The organism is Nonomuraea indica (genome assembly GCF_002850745.1).
Classification (GTDB): Bacteria; Actinomycetota; Actinomycetes; order Streptosporangiales; family Streptosporangiaceae; genus Nonomuraea; species Nonomuraea indica.
Map to the genome: position 1 here is coordinate 268,218 of NZ_KZ559473.1, position 17,961 is coordinate 286,178.

Below are 17,961 nucleotides of genomic sequence, written 5' to 3' on the forward strand. Positions count from 1 at the left end.
GACATGGAGTTCAGAGAGCTGGAGTGCTTCGTCGTCCTGAGCGAGGAGCTCCACTTCGCGCGGGCCGCCGAGCGGCTGTACCTGTCGCCGGGCCGGGTCAGCCAGCTCGTACGGGCCCTGGAGACGCGGATCGGGGCGCGGCTGTTCGAGCGGACGAGTAGGCGGGTGCGGCTCACGCCGCTGGGGGAGCGCTTCCTGGCCGACCTGAGGCCGGCCTACGACGGGCTGGCGCGTGCGGTGGACGGGGCCCGGTCGGCGGCTCGCGAGGTGACGGGAGTGCTGCGCGCCGGGTTCCTCGGGACGCCGACCGGCCTGGTCACCGGCGTCGTACGGGCGTTCGAGCGGCTGTATCCCTCGTGCGAGGTACGCCTGGCGGAGGTGCCGCTCGGCGACCCCTTCGGCAAGGTCCGTGCGGGCCTGGTGGACGTGGCCTTCACCCTGCTGCCGGTGGACGAGCCCGACCTGCGCACGAGCCCCGGGCTGAACGAGGTGCCGGTGCGGCTGGGGCTGTCCGCCCGGCATCCGCTGGCCCGCCGTTCGGCCGTCGGCGCCGAGGAACTGGCCGACCTGCCGCTGATCGGGCTGGACGGGCCGGCGCCGCGCCGCTGGCGTGAGCTGGTCGCCCCGTCCAGCACCCCGGCGGGCCGGCCCGTCTCCCTGGCAGGTACGGTCGCGACCAGCCAGGAGGGCATCACGCTGGTGGCCCTCGGCCGGGGCGGGATGCTGATGTGCACCCCGACGGCGGCCTACCACGAGCGGGACGACGTGACCTTCGTCCCCGTCACGGGGCTGCCCCCCTCGGTGCTCGGGCTGGTGTGGCTGCGCGCGGCCGAGACCGCCGCGGTGCGGGCCTTCGCCGAGGTGGCTGTGGCGCAGTCGGCGGGGGGTTCGCGGGCGGCGTGACAGGTGCTCGGGGACCGCGTGACAGGCGTCGGCGGGCCCCGGGCAGGCCGCGTGACAGGCGTGAGGAGAGGTGGAGCGTGGAGGACGTACGGCTGACCGCGTGGGTCAGGGGACACGTGCAAGGTGTCGGGTTCCGCTGGTGGACCAGGTCCAGGGCGCTGGAGCTGGGCCTGGAGGGCTGGGCGCGCAACATGGACGACGGCCGCGTCGAGGTGGTGGCCCAGGGGCCGCGTCAAGCGTGCGTCAAGCTGCTGGAGCAGCTGAGGGGTTGCGACACGCCGGGCAAAGTTGATGGAGTAGTGGAAAGGTGGAGCGAAGTCCGAGGTAGTTTGGGCGGTTTCAGGGAGCGGTAGCCGCTTTCGCTAAACCGCCCAAATGGGGTATAGTTGTGTGCCGGGAGTGCCCCCCGTGGGGCGCGGTGGTCCGCTCGACTTGACCGCCCACACTGCCGGTGCGACTCTTGTTAAGTACCACGCGCACCCCTCCCGCGGAAATAAGAAGTGCGCGAACCAGTCTGGTCACTCAGCGTGGAGGACCCTTTACCATGGCGAAGGCTCTATACGGCCACGTCGGTGGTCCTGACCCTCGGATGGTCTCCGAGATGCGTCGCTTGCAGCAGCGCATCCGTGACCTGGAGGCAGAACTCATCCGGCTTCAGGCCCAGAATGACGCTCTTGCGGCGCAGACCCGCGACGACGCACTCAGTCGCATGCAGGAGCGCGAGCCGGCACTCACCTGAGAGTGATCGGAACGCAAGATCAGGGACGTCTCGACGAGGCGTCCCTTGTTATTTGCCCTCTTCCCTCAGTCCTTTCCCGGCGTTTTGCCTGGCCGGCCGCCGAGGATGCCGCGGCGGCCAGCGCCCGGCGGTGATGACCAGTAGGCTTTTCCGGGTCCCGTCCGGGGACGCCGGGCACGTCACGAGTCGTCCAGGGAGAAGGGGGCCGGCGCTTGTATCTGAAGACCCTCACCCTGCGCGGCTTCAAGTCCTTCGCCTCGGCGACCGCCCTGCGTTTCGAGCCGGGCATCACCTGCGTCGTCGGCCCCAACGGCTCCGGCAAGTCCAACGTCGTCGACGCCCTCGCCTGGGTCATGGGCGAGCACAGCGCCAAGTCGCTGCGCGGCGGCAAGATGGAGGACGTCATCTTCGCCGGCACCTCGTCCAGGCCGCCGCTCGGCCGGGCCGAGGTGACGCTGACCATCGACAACACCGACGGCGCGCTGCCGATCGACTACACCGAGGTCACGATCAGCCGCCTGATGTTCAGGTCGGGCCAGAGCGAGTACGCCATCAACGGCGACACCTGCCGCCTGCTGGACATCCAGGAGCTGCTGTCCGACTCCGGCATCGGCCGTGAGATGCACGTCATCGTCGGCCAGGGACAGCTCGACGCCGTGCTGCACGCCGGCCCCGAGGACCGGCGGGCGTTCATCGAGGAGGCCGCCGGCGTCCTGAAGCATCGCAAGCGCAAGGAGAAGGCGCTGCGCAAGCTCGACGCGATGCAGGCCAACCTCGCCCGCGTCCAGGACCTCGCCACCGAGCTGCGCCGCCAGCTCAAGCCGCTCGGCCGCCAGGCCGAGATCGCCCGCAAGGCCGCCGTGATCCAGGCCGACCTGCGCGACGCCCGGCTGCGCCTGCTCGCCGACGACGTGTGCATCCTGCGCGACGTCCTCGAACGGGAGGCGGCCGACGAGGCGGCGATCCTGGCCCGGCGCAGCCAGGTGGAGACCGAGCTGGCCGAGGCCCAGCAGCGCGAGACCGCCCTGGAGAGCGCCGAGGCGGAGGCCCAGCCGCGGCTGAGCGCCGCCCAGGAGACCTACTTCCGGCTGTCCTCCCTGCGCGAACGCATCACCGGCCTGGAGCAGCTCGCCGCCGAACGCCATCGCCACGCCCTCGACGCCGCCGCCGTCGAACGCCGCGGACGCGACCCCGAGGACCTCGAACGCGAGGCCGCCGAGGTGCGCGAGCAGGAGCTCATCCGCAGGGCCGAGCTGGAGCAGGCCCAGGAGCTGCTGGAGGACGCCGTGCGGCGGCGTGCCGAGGAGGAGGAGGCGCTGGGCGCCGAGGAGCGGCGGCTGGCGCTGGCCGCGCGCGCCGCCGCCGACCGGCGCGAGGGCCTGGCCCGGCTGCGCGGCCAGGTCGACTCCGTACGCAGCAGGGCGCGTGCCGCCGAGGAGGAGATCGGCCGGCTCAGCCGGGCCGTCGCCGACGCGGCCGAACGCGAGCGGCGCGCCCTCGACGAGCTGGAGGCGCAGCGGCAGGAGGAGCCCGCCGCCGACCCGGCCCTGGCCGAGGAACTGGCCACGGCGCAGGAGCTGGTCGAGCAGGCCAAGGCCGTCGCCGACGAGGCCCGCGCCGCCGTCGAGGAGGCCAAGGCCGGTCTCGCGGCGCCCCGCGCGGCCCTCCAGGCGGCCTCGGCGGCCGTCGGCGCCGCCCGATCCGACGACCAGGAGGCCCAGCGGGCCGTGGCCGCTCTCAGGGCGCGTGCGGAGGCCCTGGAGCTGGGCCTGGCCCGCGGCGGCGACGGCGGGGCCAGCCTGCTGGAGGCCGGCCTCGACGGGGTGCTGGGGCCGCTCGCAGCCTCACTGCAGGTCACGCCGGGCGCCGAGCCGGCTGTCGCGGCGGTGCTCGGGCCGGTCGCCGAGGCGGTGGCCGTGGCCTCGCTCGGCGCAGCGGTCCAGGCCCTCGACCTGCTGCGGGCCAAGGAGGGAGGCCGGGCCACCCTCCTGGTCGCGGACGCGCCCGGCGCCGACGGCACGGGGGAGCGCGGGCCGGCACCCGAGGGCGGGGAGTGGGCCGCCGAGCTGGTGACCGTGCCCGGCCATCTGCGGGAGGCCGTCCGCCACGTGCTGGCCGGCGTCGTCGTCGTGGACGACCTCGACGCGGCACGCCGGGTGGCCGAGCGGCATCCCGGGCTGCGGGCCGTCACCCGGCAGGGTGACCTCGTCGGCCCCCACCTGGCCAGCGGCGGCTCCACGGGCGGCACCTCCGTGCTCCAGGTGCGGGCGGCGCTCGACGAGGCGATCGCCGACCTCGAGGAGGCCGAGGCCAGGGCCGTGCGCACCGCCCTGGCCCTGGAGGAGGCGTCGGCGGCCGAGCACGAGGCGCGCGCCGCGCTGGAGGCGGCCCAGGCGCGGGTGAGCGAGACGCAGACCGCCGCCGGCACCGCCCAGGCCGGGGTGAGCGCCGCGCAGAGCGGACTCGACCAGGTCAGGGCCCGGCAGCGGGAGGCCGACCAGCGGCACGCCGCCGTCGCCAGGCGGCTCGCCCAGTTCGAGGCCGCCGCCAAGGCCGCGCACGACGAGGCCGAACGCCTGGCCCGGAGCGTCGCCGCCGCAGAGGAGGCGCGGGCCGAGGGCCTGGAGGAGCTGGGGGAGCTGGAGGTCCGGCTGGCCGAGGCCGAGTACGCCCAGGAGCTGGAGACCGAGCCCACCACCGACGCCCGCGACGAGCTGGCCGCCGCCTGCCAGAGCGCACGGCAGCGCGAGGTGGAGGCCCGCCTGCAGGTGCGCACCGCCGAGGAGCGCGTCAAGGGCATCGAGGGCCGGGCCGACGGGCTGATCCGCGCCGCCCAGCGCGAACGCCAGGAGCGGGCCCAGGCCGCCGCCCAGCGTGCCCGGCGCCGGCGGCAGGCCGCCGTGGCCGAGGCCGTGAGCAACGGCGCCAAGCAGGTCCTCGCCACGCTCGCCGAGTCGGTGCGGCTCGCCGCGCGCGAGCGTGACGACGCCGACCTGGCCAGGGTGGCCGTCGACGCCGAGCTCAAGCAGGTCCGGGTCCGCGTGCGCGAGCTGGGGCAGGAGCTCGACAAGCTGGTCAACCGGGTGCACGGCAGCGAGATGGCCCGCACCGAGCAGCGGATGCGCCTGGAGCAGATGGAGCAGCGCGCGCTGGAGGAGTTCGGCGTGGCGGCCGAGACGCTGATCGCCGAGTACGGACCGCAGGCGCCCGTGCCGGGCGAGCCGCCCACGCCGTACGTGCGCGAGGAGCAGGAGAAGCGCGCCCGGGCCGCCGAGCGGCAGATGCAGCAGCTCGGCAAGGTCAACCCGCTGGCGCTGGAGGAGTTCGCGGCCCTGGAGGAGCGGCACGCGTTCCTCAACTCACAGCTGGAGGACCTGAAGAAGACCCGGCGCGACCTGCTGACGGTGGTCAAGGAGGTCGACGACCGGGTGGAGCAGATGTTCGCCTCCGCCTACGAGGACGTGGCGCGCGAGTTCGAGCAGATCTTCACCAGGGTGTTCCCCGGCGGTGAGGGACGGCTGGTGCTCACCGCTCCCGAGGACATGCTGACCACCGGCATCGAGGTGGAGGCCAGGCCGCCCGGCAAGAAGGTCAAGCGGCTGTCGCTGCTGTCGGGCGGCGAGCGGTCGCTGACCGCGGTGGCGTTCCTGGTCTCCATCTTCAAGGCGCGGCCCTCGCCGTTCTACGTCATGGACGAGGTCGAGGCGGCGCTCGACGACACCAACACGCAGCGGCTGCTGACGCTGTTCGAGGAGCTGCGGCAGAGCTCGCAGCTGATCGTCATCACGCACAACAAGCGGACGATGGAGATCGCCGACGCGCTGTACGGCGTGTCGATGCGCGGCGACGGCGTCACGCAGGTGGTCAGCCAGCGGCTGCGCGAGCGCGAACCCGCCTGATCAGCCACAAGAGCGCCCGTTCGGCGTGGCCCTGGGCCTGACCATGCCGGTTGATCTGGAAAACTGACATGTTGTGGATGGTTACCTCGGTGTCATCGTGATCGTGGCACTCGTCGCCCTGCTGGCGGCGGGTGGCCTCTTCCTGCTGTTGCGACCGGGCGGCAAGACCGCGCCGCCGCCGGTCAAGCCGCCCGAGACGGTGCCGCTTCCCGAGGAGAAGGAGAAGCGGCCGGCACCGGCGGGCGAGGAGGGCGAGGGCGCGACGACCACGGTCCCGCCGCCGGTCAAGCCGGCCGAGCCGGTCGTCGTCAAGCCCGAGCTGGAGGTGCCGCCGCCGTCCGCGGGCCGGATGGTGCGGCTGCGCTCGCGGCTGGCCCGCTCGCAGAGCTCACTCGGCCGCGGGCTGCTCGACCTGCTCTCGCGTGACCGGCTCGACGACGAGGTGTGGGACGAGATCGAGGAGCTGCTGCTCACGGCCGACGTCGGGGTCGCACCGACCCAGGCGATCGTGGAGGAGCTGCGCACCAGGGTCAAGGTGCTCGGCAGCCGCACGCCCGAGGAGGTGCGCGCCCTGCTCCGCGAGCAGCTGCTCGTGCAGATCAACCCCGGTCTCGACCGCACGCTCAACGTGGCCAGGCACGGCGAGCGGGCGGCGGTGGTGCTCGTCGTCGGCGTCAACGGCACCGGCAAGACGACGACCACCGGCAAGCTGGCCCGGGTGCTCGTCGGCGACGGCAAGAAGGTCGTGCTCGGCGCGGCCGACACCTTCCGCGCCGCCGCAGCCGACCAGCTCCAGACGTGGGGCGACCGCGTCGGCGCGGAGGTCGTGCGCGGGCCCGAGGGCGCCGACCCGGCGTCGGTGGCCTTCGACGCGACGGCCAAGGGCATCGAGGCCAAGGCCGACGTCGTCATCGTCGACACCGCCGGCCGGCTGCACACCAAGACCGGTCTGATGGACGAACTGGGCAAGGTCAAGCGCGTCATCGAGAAGCGGGCCACCGTCGACGAGGTGCTCCTCGTGCTCGACGCCACGACGGGGCAGAACGGCATGCGCCAGGCCCAGGTGTTCGCCGAGGTGGTCAACATCACCGGCATCGCGCTGACCAAGCTCGACGGCACGGCCAAGGGCGGCATCGTCATCTCGGTCCAGCGCGAGCTGGGGGTGCCGGTCAAGCTGGCCGGTCTCGGCGAGGGGCCCGATGATCTCGCGCCGTTCGACCCCGAGGTCTTCGTGGACGCCATCCTGGGCGACTAGATCCCGATTTCGGGCGTTGGAGCGCCCGTTTATCGGCCCTCTTCGTCAGGTGATGGGAAATACCTCTTACCGGGACAAGCCTTGATCGCCGGTATGGCGTGTGTTGACATGAACCGGTCATCTCCGAGATCGCTTTCGCGGCGGTCTCGTCATGCTTGAAGGTGAGAGGGTCCCGATGAAGAAGATCGTCGTTCACAAGCCCGGAACCGTGAAGCCCTCCGGGAGCGCCGCCCCGAGGCACGGCGTCTGACACGGCTCCGCACCGGCGTCCCGCACCGGGACGCCGGCGCGGCCGCGCAGGACACGGACCACGGGAGAAGGACGCATGGACACGATCGTTCTGGACGCCGACCGCAGGATCCACGGCCCGTACACGCTCGGGGCGGCGCTGCTGGGCCGGCTGGTTCCCGAGGCTCTGCGGCACCGGCCCGATCTGGTGGCGGCGCACGACATCGAGATCCGCGCCGCCGCGCCCGCGCTGGGCGTGCCGGCCCGCAGGCGGACGCTGGCCGACAGCCTGCCGAGAGCGCAGCGTATCCTCATCCCCGGCGCCCGCCGGACGCTCCGGATCGCCAACGGGCTGGCCGAGTTCGTCCGCGACCACCTCCAGCGCACCGGCCCGCTCACCGTCACGGCCGACAACCTCGACGAGGCGGACCCCACCGACACCGAACTCGTCGAGGTGCTGCGGCGGCGGCTCGACCCCGGGCTGCTGCGGATCGTCCCCGGCCGGGCCGCGCCGCGCACCGGCCCGCCGCGCGCCGACTTCGACCGCTTCCGCGACGAGGGGTTCCACCACGCCATGGCCGAGGCCGGCCTGGAGGCGCTGCGCGGGACGACGTACGCGGCGGCGCCCGAGCGGCGGCGGCTGCTCGTCCAGCGGGTGGCGGCGGCGCTGGAGGCCATCGAGCGCGAGGACGAGGCCCGCGCCCTGTACGACCGCGCCCGCCGTGACAGCACCGACCCGAAGCACCGCGCGACCGTCGCCTACGGCACCGCCATGATCCTGGTGCGCCACCACGACCACGCCCGACGTGACCCCGAGGAGGCGCTCGCCTGGATCAACGAGGCCGTCGCGCTCACCTCGCTGCTGCCCGACCGCCGCGAGCGCGCCTTCCACCTGGGCTTCGACCTCAACGGCAAGGCCCTCGTCGAGGTGCGCAGAGGGCGTATGGACGCGGCGCTCGCCCTGGTCGAGGAGGCTGTGGAGCTGGCCGAGCGCGATCTGCCCGGCGAGCACCCGATCCACCGGCTCGTGCTGTACGCCAACCGCGCCCAGCTCCTGGCCCAGGCCGGCCGCGTCGAGGAGGCGCTGGCCGACTACGCCGCCGCCATCGGCGCCGACCCCGGCTACCCCGACTACTACCTCGACCGCGGCGGCCTGCTGCACCGGCTGGGCAGGCACGCCGACGCGCTGGCCGACTTCGAGGCCGCCATCCGGCTCAGCCCGCCCTTCCCCGAGGCGTACTACGACCGGGCGGAGGTGCGCTACGCCACCGGGGATCTCGACGGCGCCCTCGCCGACCTCGGCCGCACCCTGGAGCTGGACCCGGGCTTCGTCCCCGCGTACGCGAACAGGTCGGGCCTGCTGGCGGCCGCCGGTGACCATGACGGCGCGCGGCGCGACGCCGAGCGCGGGCTGGCGCTCGCCCCCCGCGATCCGCATCTGAGGTGCGTGCTCGGCCAGGTGGAGGCCGCCGCCGGCCGGCGGGCGGAGGCGACGGCCGCCTTCGATTTGGCGCTGGAGCTCGACCCCGACCTGGTGGCGGCCTGGGCGAGCCGGGGGGCGCTGGCGTTCGACGCGGGCGACCTCGACGCCGCCCTCGGCGACCTGACACGGGCGCTCAAGCTCGACGAGTCGGCCGAGCTGCTGTTCAACCGGGCCCTGGTGCACCGGGCCGCCGGTCGCGCCCACGAGGCGAGGCAGGACCTGCTCAGGGCCGTCGAGCTGGCGCCCGACGACCCGGACGTCGCGCGGGCGCTGGCCGGGGGATAGGCGCCTCGGCACGGGGCCCCGTGCGGGCCGGTGCCGGTCAGGCGCTCACGGGCGGGAGCGGGGGCCGATCGGGACGACCAGCGGAGTCCCCGCCACCGGGTCGGGGATGACCTTGGCGTCCAGGTCGAACACCTCGCGCAGCAGGTCCTCCGTCAGCACGTCGTGCGGGTCGCCGGCGGCCACCACCTGGCCTTCCCGCATGGCCACCAGCCGGTCGGCGTAGCGGGCCGCGAGGTTGAGGTCGTGGAGCACCATGACGATGGTCCGGCTCGCCTCCCGGTGCAGTTGCCGCACCAGCTCCAGCACCTCCACCTGGTGCGCCAGGTCGAGGAACGTGGTCGGCTCGTCGAGCAGCAGCAGGTCGGTGCCCTGCGCCAGCGCCATCGAGATCCAGGCCCGCTGCCGCTGCCCGCCCGACAGCTCGTCCAGCGGCCGCTCGGCCAGGTCGGCCAGGCCGGTCATGTCCAGCGCCCGGCCCACGGCCGCCTCGTCGTCCGACGACCACTGCCGGTACCAGGTCTGGTGCGGGTGGCGGCCCCGGGCGACCAGGTCGGCGACCGTCAGCCCCTCGGGGGCGGTCGGGGCCTGGGGGAGCACGCCGAGCACCTTGGCCACCTCGCGGGTCGGCATCCGGTCGATGCGCTTGCCGTCGAGCAGCACCTCGCCGCCCTGCGGCTTGAGCAGCCGGCCGAGGGCGCGCAGCAGCGTGGACTTGCCGCAGCCGTTGGGGCCGATGATCGTGGTCACCGTGCCGGAGTGGACGCCGAGGTCGAGGTTCTCGACGACGGTCCGTTCGCCGTACCCGAGCGTGACGCCGGCCGCCTGAAGCCTCATTTTCTGGCCCTCCAGATCAGGTGAATCAGGTACGGGGCGCCGAGCACCGCGGTGACGATGCCCACGGGCAGTTCGAGGGGGGAGAACGCCGTGCGGGCGATCAGGTCGGCGCCGGCCGTCAGGACCGCGCCGATGACGGCCGACGACAGCAGCGGCGGCTGCGGACAGCGGGCCAGCCGCAGGGCGATCTGCGGCGCCGCCAGGGCGACGAACGCGATCGGGCCGGCCGAGGCGGTGGCCACGGCGGCCAGCAGGACCGCGGCGAAGATCATCAGAGCGCGGGAGAGGTTCATCCGCACGCCCAGCGCGGTGACCGTGTCGTCGCCGAACCGCAGCGCCGCCAGCGACCGGGTGCCGAGCAGCGTCAGCGGCACCAGCACGGCCAGGGCCAGGGCCACCGGCACGACGTGCTCCCAGCCGCGGCCGTTCAGCGAACCGCTGATCCACACCATCGCCCGGCCCGTGTCGTTGACGTCGCCGACGGTCAGCAGCCAGTACTTCACGTTGGTGAACACCGCGGCCACGCCGATGCCGACCAGGACCAGCCGGTAGCCGTCGAGGCCGCGCCGCCAGGCCAGCGCGTAGACGGTCACCGCGCCCACCAGGCCGCCGAGCAGGGCCAGCGCCGGGATGCCCACGGCCGAGAACAGGCCGCTGGCGCCGCCGTACGCGCTGCCGCTGAGCACGACGCCGGCCACGACCGCGACCGAGGCGCCGGTCGTGACGCCGAGGATCTCCGGGCTGGCCAGCGGGTTGCGCGCGATGGACTGGATGATCGCGCCGGACAGCGCGAGGGCGCCCCCGACCAGCGCCCCGGTCAGCGCGCGCGGCAGGCGGAGCTCCATGACCACGAAGTGGCCGGCGTCCGCCGGGTCGAACGTGGCCCGCACGACCTCCGCGAGGCTCATGTCGATGTCGCCGAGGCGCATGTTCAGGGCCATGAGCAGGCCGAGCAGCAGCAGCCCGGCCAGCGTGAGCACGGTGCCGCGCAGCCGTACCTGCCAGGACAGGCCGCCCACGCGCAGCGGGAAGGCGGTCATCACAGCCTCACCGGCTTCCGGCGGCGCACCAGCGCGACGAAGAAGGGCGCGCCGATCAGGGCCAGCACCACTCCGACCTCCAGTTCCCCCGGCGGGGCGACGACCCGGCCGATCACGTCGGCGAGCAGCAGCAGCGCGGCGCCGGCGAGCCCGGAGTAGGGCACCAGCCAGCGGTGGTCGGTGCCGGACAGCGGCCGCGTCAGGTGCGGCACGAGCAGCCCGACGAACGCCAGCGCCCCGCAGGCGGCCACCGAGGCGCCGGTGAGCAGCGTGACGGCGGTGACGCCGACGGCGCGGGTCAGCGCGATGTTCTGGCCCAGGCCGCGGGCCACGTCCTCGCCGAGCGACAGCGCGTTCAGGCCCGGCGTGTTGGCCATGGCCAGCACCAGCCCGGCCACGATGAACGGCAGCACCTGCCAGACCACGTCGGCCCCGCGGGCGGCGATCGAGCCGGCCTGCCAGAACCTGAAGACGTCCATGGCCTGCTCGTCCAGCAGCACGATGGCGGAGGTCAGCCCGTACAGGAAGGCGCTGACGGCGGTGCCGGCGAGCGCCAGCGTCACCGGAGTGGGACCGCCCCGGCCGCCGACCATGCCGAGCGCGAAGACTCCGACGCTGGCGAGCAGGGCGCCGGCCAGGCCGAACCAGATGTAGGCGAACAGGCTCTGCGCGCCGAGCAGGATGATCGAGGACACCATCGCGAAGGCCGCGCCCTGGGTGACGCCCAGCAGGCCCGGGTCGGCGAGGGGGTTGCGGGTGTGACCCTGCATGAGCGCGCCGGCCACGCCCAGCGCGAGGCCGGCCAGCACGCCGAGCGCCGTCCTCGGCAGGCGAAGGGAGCGGATGACGATGTCGTTCTCGGTGCCGGTCGGGTCCGTGAGCGCCCGCCAGGCGTCGGGGAGCGGGACGGACTTGGCGCCGATCGTGATGCTGAGCACCACCGCCAGCCCCAGGGCGGCGAGGAGGCCGGTGAGCACGAGGAACCGCCGGCGGCGGAGGTCGTGGAGGCGCGGCGCGACGGCTGTTGCGGTCACGTGTGTTCCTCCCAGCGTTTGCCCGATCCCCGTGAAGTATGTCAGCTTAGGCAGGGCTAACCTAAATAAGGGTCGCCTAAACTTTTACGAGGGAGAGGGATTCCGATGAGAGCGTTGCGCGCGTTCGCAGGCGCCGTGGCCCTGGTCGCGGGGCTGGCGGCCTGCGGCTCGACAGACTCCGCGGCCCCGGCGGCCACCGGTCAGGCCAGCCAGGGCGGAGCGCCGTTCCGCACCATCAAGCACGCCATGGGCGAGACGGTGATCCCGACCCAGCCCAAGCGCGTCGTGGCCCTCGACCAGAGCTTCGTCGACGCGGTCCTCACCCTCGAGACGCCGGTGGTCGGCTACACGACCTACCGGTCGATCGAGGACAAGCTCCCCGACTACCTGGGCACGGTCGCCGCCGAGCACGGCAAGGAGGCCACCCCGGTCGGCACCCTGGAGGAGCCGAGCCTGGAGAAGATCGCGGCACTCAAGCCCGACCTGATCGTCTCCGCCAAGGTCCGGCACGAGGCCCTCTACGACAAGCTCGCCAAGATCGCTCCGACGGTCTTCAGCGAGACGACCGGCGCCATCTGGAAGGAGAACCTCCGCCTCGTCGGCCAGGCGCTCGGCAAGGAGGACCTCGCCGACACCAGGCTCAAGGAGTTCGAGGAGCGCGCCGGCAAGATCGGCACGGCGATCAAGGAGAAGAAGGACGGCAAGCTGCCCACCATCTCCATCGTCCGGTTCGCCGGCGAGCCCACGGTCCGGCTGTACGTGGAGAAGTCGTACTCGGGCCTGGTCATGAAGGACGTCGGGTTCCCCCGGCCGGAGGGCCAGCCCACCGTCGCGGACTCGATCGTGGTGGACGTCAGCCAGGAGCGCATCGCCGACCTCGACGCCGACCACATCTTCGTCGCGACCTACCCCGACCCCACCAGCGAGGGGCCCAAGGCGAAGTTCGTCGGCAACCCGCTGTGGAACAAGCTCAAGGGCGAGAAGCACGAGGTGAACGACCAGACGTGGATGACCGCGGTCGGCATCCAGGGCGCCCACGCGATGCTCGACGACGTGGCCAAGATCTTCGAGGTGGACCCGGCGAAGGCCACCTCGTAGTCCTCCCCGAGACCGGCCTCCGAGCGGGCCTCGACGGGCGTCACCCGGGCAGGAAGGCACGCAGGTCGGCCAGGTGCGGGTGGACGTCGAGGCCCTGGGCGGCGAGCCAGGCCGGGTCGCAGTAGGTGCCCCGGTATCTCTCGCCGCCGTCGCAGATGAGGGTGACGACGCTGCCGCGCTCCCCGGCCTCGCGCATCTCCTTGATCAGCTCGACGCAGGCGGCGACGTTGGTGCCGGTGGACCCGCCGACGTCGCGGCCGGTCACCTCGCGCACCCAGTGCATGGCGGCGATGGACCGGGCGTCGGGCACGGCCACCATCCGGTCGATCACGGTCGGCTGGAACGACGGCTCCACCCGGGGGCGGCCGATGCCCTCGATGCGCGAGCCGCGGGCGGTGACCGAGGGGTCGCCGGAGACCCAGCTCGGGTAGAAGGCCGAACCCTCCGGATCGGCGACGGCCAGGCGCGTGGGGTGGCGGCGGTAGCGGAGGTAGCGGCCGATCGTGGAGGACGTGCCGCCGGTGCCGGCGCCGACGACGATCCAGGTGGGCACCGGATGCGGCTCCAGCGCCATCTGCGAGAAGATCGACTCGGCGATGTTGTTGTTGCCCCGCCAGTCCGTCGCCCGCTCGGCGTAGGTGAACTGGTCCATGAAGTGGCCGCCCGTCTCGGCGGCGAGCCGGTGCGACTCCTCGTAGATCGTGGTGGGGTCGTCGACCAGATGACACTTGCCGCCGTAGAACTCGATCAGGTGACACTTCTCCGGCGAGGTGGAGGCGGGCATCACCGCGATGAACGGCAGGCCGAGCAGCCTCGCGAAGTACGCCTCGCTCACCGCCGTCGACCCGCTGGACGCCTCGACGATCGTGGTGGTGGGACCGATCCAGCCGTTGGCCAGGCCGTACAGGAACAGGGAGCGGGCCAGCCGGTGCTTGAGTGAACCGGTGGGGTGCACCGACTCGTCTTTCAAGTAGAGGTTTACCCCCCACTGCGGGGGCAGCGGAAAGACATGCAGGTGCGTGTCACAGCTCCGGTTGGCGTCGGCCTCCACCTTGCGGATGGCCTCCGCCACCCAGTGACGCGTGCCGGTGTCATGACGATCGACAAAATCCATGGTCATACGCTATCTCATGTGACTCTTGCCACTTTTTCTGGCAAATCGGAAGGGCAGTGTTATGGTAATGAGACAAGTCCAGCCGTGGACGTGATAACGCACGCCGCGAGCCAGATGGACTCTTCACCTCTCTGACCAGGCGTAACCGCTAACGCCGCCCTTACGGGCGCGTTGCCATCATGGATCTACTATCGGCGGCCTGTGCCGGGATGGGGATACAGCGCTAGGGGGATATGACTTGATCACTATGACCGACGAGCAGCGTCAGGACTGGTTCGAGCGCGACGTCGTGCCCGTGACGTCGCAGCTTTTCGCCTCCGCGATGCGCCTGACCCGCAACACGGCCGACGCGGAGGATCTCGTCCAGGAGACGGTCGCCAAGGCCTACACCTCCTACCACCAGTTCCGCGAGGGCACCAACCTCAAGGCCTGGCTGCACCGTATCCTCACCAACAACTTCATCAACGACTACCGCAAGCGGCAGCGTTCTCCCAAACTGTCCGCCGCCGAGGACGTCGAGGACTGGCAGCTGCACGCGGCCGAGTCGCACTCCTCCACCGGCCTGAAGTCGGCCGAGATGGAGGCGCTCGACCGGCTGCCGGACAGTGTCGTGATGAACGCCCTCCGCTCGCTCCCCGAGGACTTCCGCGTCGCCGTCTACCTGGCGGACGTCGAGGGCTTCCCCTACAAGGAGATCGCCGAGCGCATGGGCACCCCGATCGGCACGGTGATGTCCCGTCTGCACCGTGGCCGCCGCCAGCTTCGCGGGATGCTCGAGTCGTACGCCCGCGAGGAGGGCGCCATCCGCGTCCCCGCGCAGAGCGCGGCCTGAGCCGCCGGTCTCATCCGGCGCTCAGGCGCATGTGCAGGCGGACGCGCAGCGTCCCCCGGTCGGCGCGCAACTCGACGTGGTCGCAGAGCTGCCTGCTGATCCAGAGCCCGTACCCCCGTGAGGCCTCGGGCTCCGGCGGCAGGTAGCCGGGCAGCGGGTCGTCCAGCGCGCCACCCGTGTCGGCGATCTCGCAGACCAGCTCCCTTCCGTTGACCCACATCCTGATCGTCCCGTGCCCGGCGCCGTGCTCGACGCTGTTGGCGGCGATCTCCGAGACTCCCAGCACCAGCGACGCGACCAGGTCGCGGTCCATCCCGGCCGCTCTGGCGTAGTCGCCGACCGCGTGCCTGAGCGCCTTCAGCTCGGGGGCGGTGAAGCGCAGCGACTCCACCCGCCCGCCCGGGTCCGGCAGCGGCGCGTGGTCGCCGTCGAGCACCAGCTCGTGCGGCCGGACGTACGCCCCGCTCGCCGCCTCGCCGTGCGGGCCGAGCACGAGGGGGTGGGTGCGCTCCACGTGCGCGAGCACCTCAGGGGGCACCCGGTGGCGGTCGTAGGGACACAGCAGCCACGCCGCCGTGTCGCGCAGTGCCACGTTGAGCACCGACTCGTAGCGGATCCACGCCCGCGTCTCCCGCTCGCCGCGGCCCGTCCAGATGGGCTCGCCCACGATGAGGGCCCGCCCCTCCGTCGCGTACTCGTGGTACGCGGCCAGCGTCCGCTGCGGATGGGTGTACCAGGAGGCCGCGATCCTGCCGTCGATCCGGCCCGCGTCGCGGCCGAGTGCCTCGGTCAGCAGGGCGAGCTTGGCCGTGCAGGTGACGACGAGCACCCGCCTGCCGTCGTCGAGGGCCTCGCGCACGCCCGGCAGCACCAGGGCGGTGAACCGCTCGTCGGAGTCGTACGGCAACGCGACATGCCGCGACGACTCGCCCTCGGGTGGGGGCCGGCCTGGGCGCACGGGCGAAAGGTAGCAAGCGCTTGCGTGTTATGCAACGGCTATGAGGGCCACCGCCCCGAGTGCGCAGGCCACGCCGGTGATCTGGATCGGGTGCAGCCGTTCGCCGAGCACCTGCCGGGCCAGCAGCAGCGTGCTGGCCGGGTAGAGGGAGACCAGCACGGCCACCAGGCTCAGCATGCCCTGGCGCTGGGCGAGCAGGTAGAGGACGTTGGCCGCCATGTCGAGCACGCCCGCCGCGATGATCACCCGCAGTGCCCCGCGACCGGGCCGCAGCGCCCGGCCGGTGGCGACGGCGACCAGCGCCACCAGCGTCACGGACGACAGCCGCGCGCCCACCAGCGGCCACAGGCCGGAGCCGTCCGGGGCCATGGCGAGCAGCACGAAGAAGCCGCCGAAGCCGGCCCCGGCCGCCAGCGCGACGAGCACCGAGCCGACCGAGCCACCCCTGGCGGCCGACCGGTCCTGGCTGACGAGCAGCACCGCGCCGAGCGCGAGCGCCACCCCGGCGAGCGCCGCCGGCTCCGGGCGGTCACCGGTCGCCAGCCCGAACAGCACGGGGAGCGCCGCCGAGGTCACCGCCGCGACGGGGGCGACCACCGACATGACGCCCGTGGCGAGCGCCCGGTAGAACAGCACCAGCCCGCCGGCCCCGGCCAGGCCCGCGCCGAGCCCCCACAGCAGCGCCTCGCCGGTGAGCGCGCCGGGCAGCAGCGGCAGCAGGGCGAGGACCAGCACCAGGCCGGCGACCTGCGACAGCGCCACGACCGGCAGCACCCGCGAGCGCCGGGTGGCCAGCCCGCCGAGGAAGTCGGCCGTTCCGTACACCAGCGCGCACGCCGTCGCCAGGACCACCGCAGTCACGTCGCCATCCGTTCGTAGTTCACTCGGTTGCACTCCTAGTACAACACATTAAGTTCAACTCAGTGCACACCGAGGTCACTACACTGTCCTCATGGAGGACCCGGAGACCATCACGCAGGCCATCGCCAACAACGTGCGGGCCCAGCGCTCGCACCGCGGGCTGACGCTCGACGCGCTGGCCGCCCGCTCCGGCGTCAGCCGCGGCATGCTGGTGCAGGTCGAGCAGGGCAGGACCAACCCGAGCGTCTCCACGCTCACCCGCATCGCCTCCGCCCTCGGCGTGACCGTCGCCAGGCTGGTCGAGGTGTCCGACGTCCCGGTGGTCAGGGTGGTCGAGCCGTCCGACGTGGTCACCTTCGAGCAGGGCGACGTGCAGGCGCGGCTGCTCGTCGGCGCCGAGTCGCCGATGATCCTGGAGCTGTGGGACTGGCGGATCCCGCCTGGCGAGCACCACGACGGCGACGCCCACCCGCCGGGCACCCGCGAGATGCTCACCGTGCTCACCGGCGAGCTGACCCTGACCGTGTACGGCCGCAGCCACCTGGTCACGGCCGGCGCGGCCGTGCTCTTCGCCGCCGACCGGCCGCACCGCTACGCCAACGCGGGCGAGGAGGACCTGCGGCTCATCATGGCCGTCGCCGAGCCGCGGGAGGCGCTCGACGCATGAGCCTCCGGCCGCCCGCGAGCGGTGACCGCCGGCACGGCGTGGGAGGCTTGGACCCATGGGTTTCAGCGGCTTCCCCGACGAGGCTTTCCTGTTCTACGAGGGCCTCGAGGCGGACAACTCCAAGACCTACTTCACCCGCCACAGGCACCTCTACGAGGAGGCCGTGCGCGCGCCCATGCTCGCCCTGGCGGAGGAGCTCGCCGGGGAGTTCGGGCCGGCCCACCTGTTCCGGCCGCACCGCGACGTCCGCTACGCCAAGGACAAGTCGCCGTACAAGACCCACCAGGGGGCCTTCGTCGAAGGGCAGCCCGGCATCGGGCTCTACGTCCAGATCGACGTCGACGGCCTCTGGGTCGCGGGCGGCCTCTACAGTCAGGCGCCCGACCAGATCGCCCGCTACCGCGCCGCCGTGGACGAGGACCTCACCGGCGAGCCCCTGGAGGCCGTGGTGACCGCGCTGAGGTCGGCGGGCTACGCCGTCGAGGGCGACCGGCTCAAGACCAGGCCGCGCGGCTTCGCCGACGACCACCCGCGCATCGAGCTGCTGCGCCACAGGTCCCTGTACGCCGGTCGCCGCTACGAGCCGGCGCCGTGGGTGCACACCGCGGAGGTGGCGCAGCGGGTGCGGGAGTGCTGGCACGCCTTCGAGCCGCTGGTCGGCTGGCTGTGCGCGCACGTACGGGGCAGCGAGCTGCCGCGCCGCTGACGCGGGGGAGGTTCCGACCGGCGGC

The 17,961-nt window shown here is 72.9% G+C and carries 16 protein-coding genes; 10 read left to right on the forward strand and 6 right to left on the reverse strand.

Features of this window, described 5'->3' with window-relative positions; all coding sequences use genetic code 11:
* Nucleotides 1-3: 3 nt before the first annotated feature.
* From CXR44_RS21855 to CXR44_RS21880, 6 genes are all read left to right on the forward strand, one after another.
* Nucleotides 4-903 (forward strand): LysR family transcriptional regulator, encoded by a 900-nt coding sequence (locus CXR44_RS21855; RefSeq protein ID WP_101787940.1) that lies wholly within the window; start codon nt 4-6, stop codon nt 901-903.
* A 77-nt stretch (nt 904-980) separates the two neighbouring features.
* Entirely contained in the window at nt 981-1,256 is a 276-nt protein-coding gene (locus CXR44_RS21860) for an acylphosphatase (RefSeq protein WP_101787941.1), read from the forward strand.
* A 191-nt stretch (nt 1,257-1,447) separates the two neighbouring features.
* Nucleotides 1,448-1,642: a hypothetical protein gene (locus CXR44_RS21865; protein ID WP_101787942.1), complete on the forward strand. Its 195-nt coding sequence runs from the start codon at nt 1,448-1,450 to the stop codon at nt 1,640-1,642.
* A 212-nt stretch (nt 1,643-1,854) separates the two neighbouring features.
* Nucleotides 1,855-5,541 (forward strand): chromosome segregation protein SMC, encoded by a 3,687-nt coding sequence (gene smc, locus CXR44_RS21870; RefSeq protein ID WP_101787943.1) that lies wholly within the window; start codon nt 1,855-1,857, stop codon nt 5,539-5,541.
* 73 nt (nt 5,542-5,614) lie between these two features.
* Nucleotides 5,615-6,796: a signal recognition particle-docking protein FtsY gene (gene ftsY / locus CXR44_RS21875; RefSeq protein WP_101787944.1), complete on the forward strand. Its 1,182-nt coding sequence runs from the start codon at nt 5,615-5,617 to the stop codon at nt 6,794-6,796.
* Nucleotides 6,797-7,121: 325 nt separating this feature from the next.
* A complete protein-coding gene (locus tag CXR44_RS21880; RefSeq protein ID WP_101787945.1) occupies nt 7,122-8,792 on the forward strand; it encodes a tetratricopeptide repeat protein in 1,671 nt (556 codons plus the stop codon).
* 45 nt (nt 8,793-8,837) lie between these two features.
* Here CXR44_RS21880 and CXR44_RS21885 read toward each other — a convergent pair whose 3' ends face one another.
* The 3 genes from CXR44_RS21885 to CXR44_RS21895 are packed head-to-tail and all read right to left on the reverse strand — an operon-like array spanning nt 8,838 to nt 11,700.
* Complete coding sequence (locus CXR44_RS21885; RefSeq protein WP_101787946.1) at nt 8,838-9,626, reverse strand: ABC transporter ATP-binding protein; 789 nt, start codon at nt 9,624-9,626, stop codon at nt 8,838-8,840.
* Nucleotides 9,623-10,666: a FecCD family ABC transporter permease gene (locus tag CXR44_RS21890; RefSeq protein ID WP_101787947.1), complete on the reverse strand. Its 1,044-nt coding sequence runs from the start codon at nt 10,664-10,666 to the stop codon at nt 9,623-9,625. The genes CXR44_RS21885 and CXR44_RS21890 overlap by 4 nt, the downstream gene beginning before the upstream one ends.
* A complete protein-coding gene (locus tag CXR44_RS21895) occupies nt 10,666-11,700 on the reverse strand; it encodes a FecCD family ABC transporter permease (RefSeq protein WP_101787948.1) in 1,035 nt (344 codons plus the stop codon). Before CXR44_RS21895 ends, CXR44_RS21890 begins: the two co-directional genes overlap by 1 nt.
* Nucleotides 11,701-11,805: 105 nt before the next feature.
* Between CXR44_RS21895 and CXR44_RS21900 the strand changes: the two genes are divergently transcribed.
* On the forward strand, nt 11,806-12,798 hold the full coding sequence (locus CXR44_RS21900; RefSeq protein ID WP_101787949.1) for an ABC transporter substrate-binding protein: 993 nt from the start codon (nt 11,806-11,808) through the stop codon (nt 12,796-12,798).
* 40 nt (nt 12,799-12,838) lie between these two features.
* Here CXR44_RS21900 and CXR44_RS21905 read toward each other — a convergent pair whose 3' ends face one another.
* The gene (locus CXR44_RS21905) at nt 12,839-13,912 is read right to left on the reverse strand and encodes a PLP-dependent cysteine synthase family protein (protein WP_101788064.1); all 1,074 of its coding nucleotides are present in this window, start codon (nt 13,910-13,912) and stop codon (nt 12,839-12,841) included.
* 247 nt (nt 13,913-14,159) lie between these two features.
* Between CXR44_RS21905 and CXR44_RS21910 the strand changes: the two genes are divergently transcribed.
* On the forward strand, nt 14,160-14,744 hold the full coding sequence (locus CXR44_RS21910) for a sigma-70 family RNA polymerase sigma factor (protein ID WP_101787950.1): 585 nt from the start codon (nt 14,160-14,162) through the stop codon (nt 14,742-14,744).
* Nucleotides 14,745-14,754: 10 nt separating this feature from the next.
* Here CXR44_RS21910 and CXR44_RS21915 read toward each other — a convergent pair whose 3' ends face one another.
* Nucleotides 14,755-15,702, reverse strand: coding sequence for a sensor histidine kinase (locus tag CXR44_RS21915; protein WP_101787951.1), 948 nt, complete (start codon nt 15,700-15,702; stop codon nt 14,755-14,757).
* 27 nt (nt 15,703-15,729) lie between these two features.
* Nucleotides 15,730-16,563 carry a DMT family transporter gene (locus CXR44_RS21920; RefSeq protein ID WP_101787952.1) on the reverse strand — a complete coding sequence of 278 codons (834 nt, stop codon included), beginning with the start codon at nt 16,561-16,563 and terminating at the stop codon, nt 15,730-15,732.
* Between the two features lie 91 nt (nt 16,564-16,654).
* Here CXR44_RS21920 and CXR44_RS21925 point away from each other — a divergent pair, with 91 nt between their 5' ends.
* Together CXR44_RS21925 and CXR44_RS21930 are read left to right on the forward strand one after the other, a co-directional pair.
* A complete protein-coding gene (locus CXR44_RS21925) occupies nt 16,655-17,230 on the forward strand; it encodes a helix-turn-helix domain-containing protein (protein ID WP_101787953.1) in 576 nt (191 codons plus the stop codon).
* A 55-nt stretch (nt 17,231-17,285) separates the two neighbouring features.
* Nucleotides 17,286-17,936, forward strand: coding sequence for a DUF2461 domain-containing protein (locus tag CXR44_RS21930; protein ID WP_101787954.1), 651 nt, complete (start codon nt 17,286-17,288; stop codon nt 17,934-17,936).
* Nucleotides 17,937-17,961 lie beyond the last annotated feature (25 nt).

What these genes read in the sequence shown, in the direction of transcription:
- CXR44_RS21855 (WP_101787940.1), top strand. Translation starts at nt 4, where the DNA reads ATGGAGTTCAGAGAGCTGGAGTGCTTCGTCGTCCTGAGCGAGGAGCTC.
- CXR44_RS21865 (WP_101787942.1), top strand. Translation starts at nt 1,448, where the DNA reads ATGGCGAAGGCTCTATACGGCCACGTCGGTGGTCCTGACCCTCGGATG.
- CXR44_RS21880 (WP_101787945.1), top strand. Translation starts at nt 7,122, where the DNA reads ATGGACACGATCGTTCTGGACGCCGACCGCAGGATCCACGGCCCGTAC.
- CXR44_RS21885 (WP_101787946.1), bottom strand. Translation starts at nt 9,626, where the DNA reads ATGAGGCTTCAGGCGGCCGGCGTCACGCTCGGGTACGGCGAACGGACC.
- CXR44_RS21890 (WP_101787947.1), bottom strand. Translation starts at nt 10,666, where the DNA reads ATGACCGCCTTCCCGCTGCGCGTGGGCGGCCTGTCCTGGCAGGTACGG.
- CXR44_RS21900 (WP_101787949.1), top strand. Translation starts at nt 11,806, where the DNA reads ATGAGAGCGTTGCGCGCGTTCGCAGGCGCCGTGGCCCTGGTCGCGGGG.
- CXR44_RS21905 (WP_101788064.1), bottom strand. Translation starts at nt 13,912, where the DNA reads ATGGATTTTGTCGATCGTCATGACACCGGCACGCGTCACTGGGTGGCG.
- CXR44_RS21910 (WP_101787950.1), top strand. Translation starts at nt 14,160, where the DNA reads ATGACCGACGAGCAGCGTCAGGACTGGTTCGAGCGCGACGTCGTGCCC.
- CXR44_RS21925 (WP_101787953.1), top strand. Translation starts at nt 16,655, where the DNA reads ATGGAGGACCCGGAGACCATCACGCAGGCCATCGCCAACAACGTGCGG.
- CXR44_RS21930 (WP_101787954.1), top strand. Translation starts at nt 17,286, where the DNA reads ATGGGTTTCAGCGGCTTCCCCGACGAGGCTTTCCTGTTCTACGAGGGC.